The 12,746-nt window shown below is 62.1% G+C and carries 15 protein-coding genes; 8 read left to right on the top strand and 7 right to left on the bottom strand.

Annotated features, from left to right (window positions below):
- Positions 1-62: 62 nt before the first annotated feature.
- Entirely contained in the window at positions 63-761 is a 699-nt protein-coding gene (locus tag ACGYLI_RS08760; RefSeq protein WP_394418848.1) for a uroporphyrinogen-III synthase, read from the bottom strand.
- A gap of 75 nt (positions 762-836) precedes the next feature.
- Here ACGYLI_RS08760 and tsaD point away from each other — a divergent pair, with 75 nt between their 5' ends.
- From tsaD to ACGYLI_RS08740, 4 genes are read left to right on the top strand one after another with little or no spacing between them, the layout of a single operon-like run.
- A complete protein-coding gene (gene tsaD, locus ACGYLI_RS08755; RefSeq protein WP_394418846.1) occupies positions 837-1,940 on the top strand; it encodes a tRNA (adenosine(37)-N6)-threonylcarbamoyltransferase complex transferase subunit TsaD in 1,104 nt (367 codons plus the stop codon).
- On the top strand, positions 1,937-2,890 hold the full coding sequence (locus ACGYLI_RS08750) for an NAD(P)H-dependent glycerol-3-phosphate dehydrogenase (RefSeq protein ID WP_394418844.1): 954 nt from the start codon (positions 1,937-1,939) through the stop codon (positions 2,888-2,890). The genes tsaD and ACGYLI_RS08750 overlap by 4 nt, the downstream gene beginning before the upstream one ends.
- A 1-nt stretch (position 2,891) precedes the next feature.
- Positions 2,892-3,164, top strand: coding sequence for a YciI family protein (locus ACGYLI_RS08745; RefSeq protein WP_067268301.1), 273 nt, complete (start codon positions 2,892-2,894; stop codon positions 3,162-3,164).
- Positions 3,164-3,583 (top strand): EVE domain-containing protein, encoded by a 420-nt coding sequence (locus tag ACGYLI_RS08740; protein ID WP_394418842.1) that lies wholly within the window; start codon positions 3,164-3,166, stop codon positions 3,581-3,583. Before ACGYLI_RS08745 ends, ACGYLI_RS08740 begins: the two co-directional genes overlap by 1 nt.
- Before the next feature lie 251 nt (positions 3,584-3,834).
- On the opposite strand, the gene ACGYLI_RS08735 is transcribed toward ACGYLI_RS08740, so the two are convergent.
- The 4 genes from ACGYLI_RS08735 to ACGYLI_RS08720 all read right to left on the bottom strand — a co-directional run bounded on the left by ACGYLI_RS08735 (position 3,835) and on the right by ACGYLI_RS08720 (position 7,245).
- A complete protein-coding gene (locus tag ACGYLI_RS08735) occupies positions 3,835-4,176 on the bottom strand; it encodes a DUF2853 family protein (RefSeq protein WP_271692695.1) in 342 nt (113 codons plus the stop codon).
- Between the two features lie 172 nt (positions 4,177-4,348).
- Positions 4,349-5,260 (bottom strand): PRC-barrel domain-containing protein, encoded by a 912-nt coding sequence (locus ACGYLI_RS08730; protein WP_394418840.1) that lies wholly within the window; start codon positions 5,258-5,260, stop codon positions 4,349-4,351.
- 206 nt (positions 5,261-5,466) lie between these two features.
- Positions 5,467-6,858 carry an adenosylhomocysteinase gene (gene ahcY / locus ACGYLI_RS08725; protein WP_394418838.1) on the bottom strand — a complete coding sequence of 464 codons (1,392 nt, stop codon included), beginning with the start codon at positions 6,856-6,858 and terminating at the stop codon, positions 5,467-5,469.
- Positions 6,859-6,942: 84 nt separating this feature from the next.
- Positions 6,943-7,245, bottom strand: a complete 303-nt coding sequence (locus tag ACGYLI_RS08720) for an S-adenosyl-L-homocysteine hydrolase (protein ID WP_394418836.1) — start codon at positions 7,243-7,245, stop codon at positions 6,943-6,945.
- A 75-nt stretch (positions 7,246-7,320) separates the two neighbouring features.
- Between ACGYLI_RS08720 and ACGYLI_RS08715 the strand changes: the two genes are divergently transcribed.
- Together ACGYLI_RS08715 and ACGYLI_RS08710 are read left to right on the top strand one after the other, a co-directional pair.
- A complete protein-coding gene (locus ACGYLI_RS08715) occupies positions 7,321-7,917 on the top strand; it encodes an HD family hydrolase (protein ID WP_067268313.1) in 597 nt (198 codons plus the stop codon).
- Entirely contained in the window at positions 7,914-8,393 is a 480-nt protein-coding gene (locus ACGYLI_RS08710) for a GNAT family N-acetyltransferase (RefSeq protein ID WP_394418834.1), read from the top strand. The genes ACGYLI_RS08715 and ACGYLI_RS08710 overlap by 4 nt, the downstream gene beginning before the upstream one ends.
- Here the strand turns inward: ACGYLI_RS08710 and ACGYLI_RS08705 are convergent.
- Entirely contained in the window at positions 8,390-8,944 is a 555-nt protein-coding gene (locus ACGYLI_RS08705; protein WP_067268317.1) for an ActR/PrrA/RegA family redox response regulator transcription factor, read from the bottom strand. The genes ACGYLI_RS08710 and ACGYLI_RS08705 overlap by 4 nt on opposite strands.
- A 46-nt stretch (positions 8,945-8,990) precedes the next feature.
- Positions 8,991-9,605, bottom strand: coding sequence for an SCO family protein (locus ACGYLI_RS08700; RefSeq protein ID WP_394418831.1), 615 nt, complete (start codon positions 9,603-9,605; stop codon positions 8,991-8,993).
- A gap of 99 nt (positions 9,606-9,704) precedes the next feature.
- Here ACGYLI_RS08700 and regB point away from each other — a divergent pair, with 99 nt between their 5' ends.
- Positions 9,705-11,096 (top strand): sensor histidine kinase RegB, encoded by a 1,392-nt coding sequence (regB, locus tag ACGYLI_RS08695; protein WP_209216922.1) that lies wholly within the window; start codon positions 9,705-9,707, stop codon positions 11,094-11,096.
- Between the two features lie 85 nt (positions 11,097-11,181).
- Entirely contained in the window at positions 11,182-12,708 is a 1,527-nt protein-coding gene (locus ACGYLI_RS08690; RefSeq protein WP_394418829.1) for a PAS-domain containing protein, read from the top strand.
- Positions 12,709-12,746: the final 38 nt, after the last annotated feature.

Raw genomic sequence — 12,746 nt, 5'->3', positions numbered from 1 at the left:
CTTTCGATTCTGAACCTGTCATTCACTCGCAATGGCGAGCTTACCCGGCATACCTATGCCCCTCAAGGCAAGGTGGTGCAGCGGAATAGTTTTTCAACGGCCTCTGCCATGGCCTCGCCGGTGGGTTCTGCGGCGACATCATGCGCATAGAGCGGCAGAGCTTCAAGCGCCTGAGCGACGACGCGGCTGATCGACAGGGCGATGACCCGTTCCGTCGAGCTTGCTTCGCGGGCGAAATGCTGCGCGCTGCGCGGAGAAAACAGCGGCACGATAACGGGGTCAGGGCCGCTTAGAAGGGTCTGCGCGGCGGTAGAGAGCGGCAGAAGGGTCTGGTCATAGACCGTGGCGGTTTCCACCCTTTGACCCGAAGCGCTTAAAATTCCGGCAATATCTGCCCGCCGGTGCCGCCCGGCAAGGTGCAAGAGCGGGCCGAGCTGGGGGCGTTCCGCAAAGGTCGCGATCAGCGCCTCGGCATCCAGCCCGACCATCTGCGCCTGCCAGCCCGCTTTGCCCGCCGCCGCCGTGGTCTGCGGGCCGACACAATAGGCAGGCCGCCCCTCCCCCAAAGGCGCATGGGCCACGGCATTGGCCGAGGTAAAGATCACCCCGGCATAAGGCGAAAGATCGACAGGCTCACCCGTCGCGGTAATCTCGATCAGCGGAGAGATCACGGCCCCGTCGCGCAGCGCAGGCGAAAGCCGATCCAGAAACTGCGCAGCACCGGGCTGGGGACGTGTCAGAAGCAATCTTGGCTGCGGCATCGCAAGGCTCCGGCATTGTTTGCGCGTGAGAGCGGTGTTACCTGCGGTACAGGTGCCTTGCAACGGAAAGCCCCCATGCCCTCTACCCAGTCTCAGACCCGCTTGATCCTTGGTTTGGAAAGCAGTTGCGACGATACCGCCGCCGCCGTGGTGCGCATGGAGGAGGACGGGCGCGGCAAGGTGCTGGCCTCGGTCGTGGCGGGCCAGACCGAGCTGCACGCCGACTTTGGCGGCGTTGTTCCTGAAATCGCCGCCCGCGCCCATGCCGAGAAATTGGACCACTGTGTCGAGGATGCCTTGGCCGAAGCCGGGATCGGCCTGCCGCAGATCGACGCCATCGCGGTGACCGCCGGGCCGGGGCTGATCGGCGGCGTGGTGTCGGGCGTGATGTGCGCCAAGGGGCTTTCGGCGGCGACGGGCAAACCGCTTTACGGGGTGAACCATTTGGCAGGTCACGCGCTGACCCCGCGGCTGACCGATGATGTGCCCTATCCCTATCTGATGTTGCTGGTCTCGGGCGGGCATTGTCAGTTTCTGCTGGTGCGCGGGCCGGAAAGGTTCGACCGTCTCGGCGGTACGATCGACGATGCCCCGGGGGAGGCCTTTGACAAGGTCGCGCGGCTGTTGGGCCTGCCCCAGCCAGGCGGACCGTCGATCGAAAAATGCGCCCAAGAGGGCGATGCGAAACGCTTTACTCTGCCGCGCCCCCTGCTGGATCGCGAGGGCTGCGACATGTCCTTCTCGGGCCTGAAAACCGCTGTGCTGCGCGCACGCGACAAATGCGTGGCAGAGCGTGGCGGGCTAACGCGACAGGATCAAGCGGACCTCGCCGCGGGGTTCCAAGCTGCCGTGGTCGATGTGCTGGCCCATAAAACGCGCCGCGCCTTTGCAGAGTACCCGGCACAGGGCGCGCGGAGCCTTTGCGTGGCGGGGGGCGTGGCGGCAAACAAGTCCATCCGTGCCGCGTTAGAGACAGTTGCGGCAGCGCAAGAGGCCGCCTTCGTGGCGCCGCCCTTGGCGCTTTGCACTGACAACGCCGCGATGATCGCCTTCGCGGCGGGAGAGCAGGCCGCCCTGCGGGATGCCGATGACCTGACCCTCGCCGCGCGGCCCCGCTGGCCGCTGGATACCGCGCGCCCGTCGATGTTGGGCAGCGGCAAGAAGGGGGCCAAGGCATGAGCGTTTCCGTCCTCGGCGCAGGGGCATTCGGCACGGCGCTGGCCATTTCGCTTGCGGGCAAAGGGCCGGTAACACTCTGGGCGCGTGACGCGGGGGATATGGCCGCGCGGCGCGAGAACGCCAAACGCCTGCCCGACTGCCCTTTCCCCGATAGGCTCAGCGTGACCGAAAGCCTTGTCCAAGCGGCTGAAGCCGAGACCCTTTTGCTGGCCGTGCCGATGCAAAAGCTGCGCAGCGTGTTGGAGGAACATCGCGCAGCGCTTCACGGGAAACATTTGGTCGCCTGCTGCAAAGGCATCGAACTCAGCAGCGGCGTGGGGCCGGTCAGCGTGATCGAAGAAACCATTCCCCAAGCCACCGCTGCGATCCTGACGGGGCCGAGCTTTGCTGCCGATATCGCACGGGGCCTGCCCACCGCGCTGACCTTGGCCTGTGCAGACCCTGCGGCGGGCGAACAGCTGCAAGCGGAACTCACCACGGCGAACCTGCGGCTTTACCGCACCACGGATACCACCGGCGCGGAATTGGGCGGGGCGCTGAAAAATGTCATCGCCATCGCCAGCGGGGCCGCGATAGGGGCCGGATTGGGCGAAAGCGCCCGCGCCGCGCTGATGACCCGCGGCTATGCGGAAATGCAACGCCTTGCCGCCCATCTGAAGGCTGAGCCGACAACGCTGGCCGGGCTTTCGGGCTTTGGTGATCTCACGCTGACCTGCACCTCCGAGCAATCGCGCAACTACCGTTTGGGGCAATCGCTGGGCCAAGGCACCCCCTTTGACCCATCGACCACGGTCGAAGGGGCCGCGACCGCCCGCGCCGTCGATGCGCTGGCGCGCGAAGCGGCGCTTGATATGCCGATCACCCGCGCGGTTGCCGGATTGCTCGACAACCAGTTAGATGTGGCTGATGCCATGAAATCTTTGCTGACCCGCCCCCTAAAGGAAGAATGATATGTTTGTTGCCCTGATCGCCCATGACAAAGCCGATGGCCTACCGATCCGTCAGGAAAACCGGCCCGACCACTTGGCCTATCTAAAGTCCAGCGATGCCGTGGCACAGGCTGGGCCACTTTTGGATGCCGAAGGCGGCATGATCGGTTCGCTCATCATTCTGGACGTGCCCGATATGGCCGCGGCCGAGGATTGGGCCGCGAATGACCCCTACGCCAAGGCCGGCTTGTTCCAAAGCGTGACCCTGACCCATTGGAACCGGGTGATCGGCTGATGGCCTGTTGGTTGTTCAAATCCGAACCCGCAACTTGGAGCTGGGCCGATCAGAAGGCCAAGGGCGACGCGGGCGAGGAATGGGACGGCGTGCGCAACTATCAGGCGCGCAATTTCATGCGTGAGATGAAGGTCGGCGACCTCGGGTTCTTTTACCACTCGCAGAAAGATCGTGAGATTGTCGGCATCGTCGAAGTCTGCGCCGAGGCTCATCCCGACAGCAGCACCGATGACCCACGTTGGGAATGTGTGGACATCAAAGCGGTGCGGTCGTTCGCCCAGCCAGTCAGTTTGGATACGATCAAAGCGGACCCAAGGCTGGAGGACATGGTTCTGGTGAAGAATTCGCGCCTATCCGTGCAGCCCGTGACCGAAGCGGAATGGCAGCTTATCTGCGCCTTGGGCAAGACCGCGCCCTAATACCGGCGCGGCCATCGGAAAAGCGAAAAAGGGTTCCGGCACCCCGCCAGAACCCTTCTCACCCCATGTGCTCCCATAACCACCACACATGTTCGTAACTCTTACCAGCCGCTCTGGCCGATATAAGAGAGATAGCAGAAACCGGTGATTTACTCAACTTTCGACTGTGTCAAAGCCCGCGCAAAAACGAAACGCGCGCTTAACCAAGCGCGCGTCTGAGGTAAGGTTTTGGTAGGGTTTCCCACCGCCCTTCAGGCGTAGACGGACTCTTTGCCGAAGTGTTTGACCAGCATGTAATAGACCACCGCGCGGTACTTGTTCCGCTCGGACCGGCCATAGGTCTCGACCACTTTTTGAATGCCGCCCATAAGATGCTCATCATCCGGCAGGCCGAGTTTCTTGATCAGGAAGTTGTCCTTTACGGTGTTCAACTCAGCCGTATCGCTGGAAGACACCGTTTGCGCGTCGGCGTTATAGATCGACGGACCACAGCCGATGGTCACCTTGGTCAAAAGGTCCATATCCGGCTCCATGCCGCATTTGTTCTTCAGGTCTTCGGCGTATTTGGCGATCCATTCGTCACGCTTGCCCATAAAATCTCTCCCAATAGTGTCTTCGGCCCGTCAGGGGTTCCTGAAACCGGAGCCTAAGGCCATATCCCTGTATTGCAAAAGATTTATTTCGGGCGCGGCGGGCTGACCCCGGAGCCGCCAGAAAAAGAGGCACCCGAATTGGGCGCCTCTCAGTCAGGATATCGGCTGTCGCTTAGGAGGCGTCGTCAAGGCGGACGTCGTCTTCCAGACCTTCGATGTTGTCTTCATCGACTTCCGGCTGGGCTTCCAGCTCGGCTTTGGTCCAGGAGCTCAGCTTCAGGTCGTTCTCGGCTGCCATGGAGATTTCCTCAAGCGGTACGGCGACGGTGTGTTCGCCAAGGCCGAGGAAGCCGCCCACGCCAACAACGGCGGCATAGCCATCGTCGGTCTTGATGACATAGTCGACGTCACCAATGCTGTCGCCATCGGCTTCGACGACGGTCAGGCCGACCAGATCACCCACGACCATGCCGGAGAATGCGTTGCTCATGCCGGTGTCGGTGCGTGTCACATCTGTTTCCATGTCCGCTTCGGTGTTGGAAGCGACATTCTCATCCAGATCGGTTTCGGCTTCGCCTTCGATCTCGGCTGTGGTTTCATTGTCGAAATCGGCATCTTCGTCGGCTGCCAGTTCGGTGTCAGTCTCGGTGGTGACGGTGCCGCTGGTGTCGGTGCTCAGGGTCGAATTCGATTCTGAATCGGCGTTTCCGGCCAGATCCGCTTCGGCATCGGTTGTCGGCGTCACGCCATCGGTCTCGGCGGTCAGTTCCGCTTCGTTGTCGACTTCGGTATCACCTTCGAACTCTGCGCCCTGTGTCGGAGCGGTCAGGATTTCATCGGTGGTGTTGGGGTCGTTGGTCCCCTCGTAGTCGTCGGAATTTTCGCGCGACATCTCAGCGGTTCGCTCGGCCTGCTGCTCAACAGTGGCGGTCAGATCGTTGGCCGTGTTGGTGACGCTCTCGCCCGAGATGGTGGTCTCGGCTTCCGCGGCGGCACCGGCATCGGTGTCGGCGGTCTGAGCGAATGCGGTGCCCGCGGTCAGAGCGAGGGCGGCGACGGTGGACTTCAGGAATGTACGTTTCATCTTCGATACTCCTTTTGAATGGTCTGGGGATGAAACACCGCCCGATTGACTATGTTCCACCTGCCCTCCGCCGCTGGCAGATATGTGCTTGAATCCGCCGATTGATATGATTTTAATATATATTTCAGTCACTTAAAATAAAGACGCCGCCCCGATGATCTTCGGGACGGCGTTGAAAATTGCTGAAAGAGGGAACTCTTCGCGGCTTAGTAGCGGTAATGCTCGGGCTTGAACGGCCCCTCGGGCGTCACGCCGATATAGGCAGCCTGCTCCGGGTTCAGCTTCGATAGCTTTACGCCGATCCGGTCGAGGTGCAGACGGGCCACTTTCTCATCCAGATGTTTGGGCAGGATGTAGACGTCATTCTTGTATTTGTCGGTGTTTTCCCACAGTTCGATCTGCGCCAGCACTTGGTTGGTAAACGATGCAGACATCACGAAAGACGGGTGCCCAGTGGCGTTGCCGAGGTTCAGCAGACGGCCTTCGGACAGCAGGATCAGACGATTGCCATTCGGCATCTCGATCATGTCCACCTGCTCTTTGATGTTGGTCCACTTGTGGTTCTTCAGCGCGGCGACTTGGATTTCATTGTCGAAGTGGCCGATGTTGCCGACGATCGCCATGTCCTTCATCTCGCGCATGTGCTCGATGCGGATCACGTCTTTGTTGCCGGTGGTCGTGATGAAGATATCGGCGGTGCCGACCACGTCTTCCAGCAGCACGACCTCGAAACCGTCCATCGCGGCTTGCAGCGCGCAGATCGGGTCGACTTCGGTGACCTTCACGCGGGCACCCGCACCCCGCAGAGACGCGGCGGAGCCTTTGCCCACGTCGCCATAGCCCATGACAACGGCGACCTTGCCCGCCATCATCGTATCGGTGGCGCGGCGGATTCCGTCGACGAGGCTCTCTTTACAGCCGTATTTATTGTCGAACTTCGACTTGGTGACAGAGTCGTTCACATTGATCGCGGGGAAGGGCAGCTGGCCCTGTTTCACGAGGTCATAGAGACGATGCACGCCGGTGGTGGTTTCTTCAGACACGCCCTTGATCTGGTCGCGCATCTTGGTGAACCAACCGGGGCTTTCGGCCATGCGCTTCTTGATCTGGGCGAAGATCGCCTCTTCTTCTTCGGACTTCGGCACGGCGATCAGCTCGTCTTCGCCATTTTCCACCCGCGCGCCGAGAAGGATGTAGAGCGTCGCATCGCCGCCATCGTCGAGGATCAGGTTCGGGCCTTCGGGGAACATGAAGGATTTGTCGAGGTAATCCCAATGCTCGACCAGCGACTGGCCTTTAATCGCGAAAACCGGGACGCCTGCTTCGGCAATGGCCGCCGCTGCGTGGTCTTGGGTCGAGAAGATGTTGCAAGACGCCCAACGCACATCGGCGCCAAGGGCAACCAGCGTTTCGATCAGAACGGCGGTCTGGATGGTCATATGCAAAGAGCCGACGATCCGGGCACCTTTCAGCGGCTTGCTGTCACCGTATTCATCGCGCAGGGCCATCAGGCCCGGCATTTCGGTCTCGGCAATGTCCAGCTCTTTACGCCCGTAGGCCGCCAGATTGATATCCTTAACAATATAGTCGTGGGCCATGCGGCGCTCCTGTTTGAAGTGTTGCAGGGCGGTTAGCACCTTCGCCGCGAATTCTCAACGTGAATGGGGAAAGGCCGCGCCGGATCAGTCCAGAAGAGCGGCCAGTTGCTTATCGCCCGAAAGACCCGCCATCCAATCATCGCCTTGGGCCAGCACGCAGGCATTGCCATCGGCCAAAGTCCTGACCAAGGTCCATGTCCCCGACTGATCCGATGCCCAGAGCTGGCTGTTGTCTTCACGCTGACCCGGCACCGGCTCTTCGCCGTACCAATCGATCAGGGCAGACTTCATTTCCTTGGCGGGCATGCAGACTTCTTCTGCCTGTGCAGCACCGGCGAGGGTGGCCAAGGTAACTGCAACTATCGTACCGGAAAAAACGGGTTTCATGATCATCTCCTTCGTGGGATGAACAGGTTTGACAGGGATTTGTTCCCAAGGCTCACGAGGTAAGGACCCCCGCGAATGGCGCAGAAACCACGCGCATGGCAAAGGATGCTGTCAGGTCGACGGCTTGATCTGCTCGACCCTACCCCGGTGGATGTCGAGATCGAAGACATCGCCCATGGTCTGGCCTTTGTCGCACGCTGGAACGGGCAGACACGGGGCGACTATGCCTATTCGGTGGCCGAGCATTCGCTGCTGGTGGAAACTATTTTCGCCCGCATCGCCCCCCGCGCGCCTGCGAAATGGCGCCTCGCCGCGTTGCTGCATGATGCGCCGGAATATGTGATCGGCGACATGATCTCACCCGTGAAGGCCGCCGTCGGGCCGGATTATCGCGCTTTGGATGAGCGTTTGACCACCGCGGTGCATGTCCGCTTCGGCCTTCCTGCCAGCTTACCAGTGCGGGTCAAGCAGCAGATCAAGAAAGCCGACCGCGTCAGCGCTTGGATGGAGGCCAGCCAGATCGCAGGCTTTTCCGAGGCCGAGGCGACCCGCTTCTTTGGCCGCCCCGATGCGGCGCTGATGGAGGGGCTGAGCATCCTGCTGCGCCCGCCGGTCGAGGTACGGGCCGAGTTCACCGAACGCCACGCGGCGCTGCTGCGCGAAATGGCGTGATCCACATCCGCCGCGCGGGGGCGCTCGATACCCGCGCCTTGGCCGAATTGCTGAACGCGATCATCGCCAAGGGCGGCACCACCGCCATGGTCAGCCCCGTCACCCCGCGCGAGTTGCAAGGTTGGATGGCCGCGCCCGACGGCGCGTGGCATCTGGCAGAAGATGAAAGCGGTGAAATCAAAGGCTTTCAGTACATCGAACCCCACCCCGACCTGCCCGAAGGCGGTGTGGATGTCGCAACTTTCGTACGGTTGGGAGAGACGGGGTTTGGCATCGGCTCGGCGCTGTTCGAACAGACCAAACAGGCCGCGCGTGACTTGGGCTATGCCCATATCCACGCCATCATCCGCGCCGACAATCAGGGCGGGCTGGCCTATTATCAAAGCCGCGGGTTCGAGGATTTCAGACGGCTGCCAAACTGCGCATTGGCCGATGGTACCCGCGTTGATAAAATCTGGAAACGGTTCGAGCTTTAGCGCGGCGAGCGTTTTGCCAAGATGCGCTGCAAGGTCCGCCGGTGCATGTTCAGCCGCCGCGCGGTTTCCGAGACGTTGCGATCACAGAGTTCATAGACCCGCTGGATATGCTCCCACCGCACCCGGTCCGCGCTCATCGGGTTCTCCGGCGGTTCGGGCAGGTCCCCTCCGGTGGCCAAAAGCGCGTTGACGATGTCATTGGCGTCAGCGGGTTTCGAAAGGTAATCCGTGGCCCCGGATTTCACCGCCGCCACTGCCGTGGCAATCGCACCATAGCCCGTCAGCACGACGACTCGCGCATCGGCGCGTTTGTCGCGCAGCACTTCGACCACGTCGAGCCCATTGCCATCCTGAAGCCGCAGATCGACCACGGCAAAGGCCGGGGGGCGCGCGGTGGCGATGGCTTTGCCCGCCGCGACGGACCCTGCGGTTTCCACCTCAAAGCCGCGTTTCTCCATCGCCTTGGCCAAGCGGCGCAGAAACGGCTCATCGTCATCGACCAAAAGCAAGCTGCGGTCCGCGCCTAAGTCAGAAATATCCTGCATCAACATCCCCTCTCAAAGGCTAATATGGGGCGGCCAAGGCGGCGGGTCAATTTCAGCGTTGATCTAGAAAACAACCGATGCTGTCGGCCATCTCTTCGGGGCGTACTTCGCGGCGGAAAAAGTCGACAACGCCTTCTTCGGGCATAACCAGATAGCTGAAGGTCGAGTGATCGACGAGGTATTCGCCATTCTCATCCGCCGGGTTCACTTTGTAATAGGTGCGGTAGGCTTGGCTAGCGGCTTTGATTTGCTCGGGCGAGCCGGTCAGCCCGACCATGCGCGGGTGCATCACCTCGGCAAAATCACCGACCACTTCTGGCGTGTCGCGCGCAGGGTCAACGGTGATGAAGACCGGCGTGATGCTCTGGCCGCGCTCATCGAGTATCTCGGTTGCCGCCGCATTGCGGTCCACGTCGAGCGGGCAGACATCGGGGCAGGAAGTATAGCCGAAATAAAGCAAGGCTGGCTCTTTGATGACATCGGCATCGGTCACGGTTTCGCCCGCGCTGTTGACCAGTTCGAACGGCCCGCCAATATCGCCGCCCGCCACTTGGCTCGACCGGCAGGTGGCATAGGGATCGTCCTCACCCCGCAGCACCATGAAAGCCGTCCCGGCCAGAAATACCGCCGCAACCCCAGCTGCGCCAAATGCAATCATTCGTTTCATGTCAGTCCTCCGCCGTGCTGGCCGGTCTTGATCGTGTTTCGCCGCAGACCTACGCTAGATGGCAGGTGATGCAAGACGCAATAAAGTGATGGGGCTAAGATGACGCAGGCAAATATCCGGCCCCTCGATGGGCGCACCCGTGCCAGTTGGATCCGCCTGCGCACGATGATCCTGCTGCGCTGGTTCGCCATCGCCGGACAGTTGACCGCCGTCACCGTGGCGCAATGGGCGCTTGGGCTGCAACTGGCCTTTGGCCTATGTTACCTGACGATCGGGGCCTCGGTGGTGGGCAACCTTGTCGCGGCCTTCGTCTTTCCGCAGAACAAACGCCTGTCGGAGCGTGAGAACCTCGCCATGGTGCTCTTCGATCTGCTGCAACTGACCGCGCTTTTGGCGCTGACCGGCGGGTTGCACAATCCCTTTGCACTTCTGCTGCTGGCCCCGGTGACGATCTCGGCCACCGCGCTCAGCTTGCGCTCGACACTGGTTCTGGGCGGCACCGCGATTATCGCGGCCTCGGTGCTGGCGCTGTGGCATCTGCCGTTGGTGACCCAATCGGGCGATGTGCTGCGCCAGCCCGGCATCTTCGTCTTTGGCCATTGGGCGGCGCTGCTGATCGCCATCGTCTTTACCAGTGCCTATTCCCGGCGCGTTACGACCGAGGTCCACTCCATGGCCGACGCGCTCTCGGCCACGCAGATGGTGCTGGCACGAGAGCAGAAACTCTCGGACCTCAGCGGCGTCGTTGCCGCCGCCGCACATGAATTGGGAACGCCGCTTGCCACGATCAAACTGGCCAGCACCGAACTGCTGGGCGATCTGGAAGACCGCCCTGATCTGGCCGAAGACGCCGCGCTGATCCGCGATCAGGCCGACCGCTGCCGGGATATCCTGCGCGACATGGGCCGCATCGGGAAAGACGATCTGCACATGCAGCGCGCGCAACTGACCGCCGTGGTGAAAGAGGCCGCCGAGCCGCATCTGGAGCGCGGCAAGACGGTGATGTTTTCCGACAACCCGATGGCCCGAGACCCGGCCCGCGCCCCGACGATCCCGCGCAAGCCCGAGATCATCCACGGGCTGCGCAATCTGGTGCAGAACGCCGTGGATTTTGCCGAAACCACGGTTTGGATCGAAACCGAATGGTCCGCCGAGGATATCTCGGTGCGGATCATCGACAACGGGCCGGGCTTCCCGCCGCAGCATCTGGGCCGCATCGGCGACCCGTTTTTGCGCCGCCGAGGAGGTGCATCGAACGAGACGGCGCGGCCTGAATATGAGGGCATGGGGCTGGGGCTGTTCATCGCCAAGACCTTCCTCGAACGCTCGGGCGCGCGGCTGCGCTTTGCCAATGGGTCCGACAGCGGTTGGCTGCGCGGGCTGCCCCCCGCTGGCAGCGGCGCTGTGGTCGAAGTCGTCTGGCCACGCCGCCTGCTGGACCTTGGCCCCGATGACAGCGTGATGGGCGAGAACCAGCGTCTGACGGCCTGACGGCGGGATTGGCATTTTTGTTAACCCAGCGTTAACCATTGGGGCTCAAAATAGGGCGTCGCATTTGCCGAAAGGGGTCTCCGTCATGGCATTGCCGGATGTCATCATCGTGCTTGCCGCCGCCTCCGTCACCGCGCTGGCCGCTCTTTGGTGGCTCGGCGCGGCTGCGGGGCGACCGGCGGCGGCACCCCCCGGCATCGATGATATGAGCCTGCTGTTCGAAGAGGGGCAGTTGGTCCATGGCTCCGACAATGCGCTGACCCGCTTTGCCCTCGCCCCCGGCTACCACCAGTGGGAGGATATTCGCGATGCGCTGCTGTCGCGATTTCCCGAATTCCCCCGCACGCCCCGGCATGGGGCCACCGGCAAGTTGACCCTCAGGGCAGAGGATGGCGACAGCCCGTCGGAGCTGCGCATCACATGGCGCGACGCGCTCTGTTGGTTGCACCTGCCCCAGACCCGCGCGACCGAAGAGATCACGGAAGAGACGTTTCAGAAACTCGCCGCCCTGCGCCGGGCCAGCGAAACCAGCCCGAACCCCGCGTGGCAGACCGATGCCGCAGGCCGCATCATCTGGCACAACCGGGCCTACGGGGCCCTGAAACGCAAGGCTCCGGCCGATCCTGAATGCGGCGGCGCCGCATTGTTCAGCACGCCCTCGCCCGAACATCCCAACCGCGTATGCCTGCGCTGCGGCGACGGGGACAAACCAGATTGGTACGCGCTGACCACCACGACGGAGGACAATGTGCAGGTCTACCACGCCACCTGCATCAACGCCGTGGTCGCCGCCGAAGAGGCGCAGCGCAACTTCGTTCAAACCCTTGCCAAGACCTTTGCCCATCTGTCCATCGGACTGGCGATTTTTGACCGCAACGGGCAGTTGGCCCTGTTCAACCCTGCCCTGGTTGACCTGACCGATCTGCCTGCCCCCTTTCTCAGCGCCCGGCCTACGATGGTCTCTTTCTTTGACCAATTGCGCGAAAGCCGCCGCATGCCGGAGCCGAAGAATTACAAGAATTGGCGTCACGAAATCGCCGAAGTTATCGCCGCCGCAACCGATGGCCGCTATCAAGAGACTTGGTCGCTGGAGAACGGCCAGACCTACAGCATCCGGGGCCGGCCCCACCCCGATGGCGCCACCGCTTTCCTGATCGAAGACATCACCGCCGAGGTGACCCTGACCCGCAATTTTCGGGCCGAACTTGAACAAAGCCAAAGCCTACTCGACACGCTCGAAGATGGTTTCGCCGTTTTCTCTGCCTCCGGCGTGCTGACCTTTTGCAACGCCGCCTATCGGGACCGGTGGAAACAAGACCCGGACAAAAGCTTTGCCGAGATCACCATCAACGATGCGATCCGGGTCTGGCAGGAAATGTCAGCGCCCAATCCGCTCTGGCCCGATGTTGTGGAATTCGTCATGGGCAGGGGCGACCGCGCGGGCTGGAACATGCCCATCTACCCGCATCAGGGCGCGCCGCTTTCTTGCGAGGTCTCGGCCATCGCATCGGGTGCCACGCTCATACGCTTTCGTCCGATCCCCGTCGGCGCGGACCGTTCGGAGCCTTCCAACGCTCCTTCGGCGGCCGACCGGCGGCAACCCTCCAACTAGGTCACTCCCAGCCGCTTTAATCTTGCGGCTGCGCGTCG

Origin of the sequence: Sulfitobacter sp. 1A13421 (assembly GCF_043557285.1) — a bacterium.
In the GTDB taxonomy this organism is placed as follows: domain Bacteria; phylum Pseudomonadota; class Alphaproteobacteria; order Rhodobacterales; family Rhodobacteraceae; genus Sulfitobacter; species Sulfitobacter faviae.
Note: the sequence above shows the minus strand (reverse complement) of the source record. Positions and strands in the feature narration are given on the sequence as shown.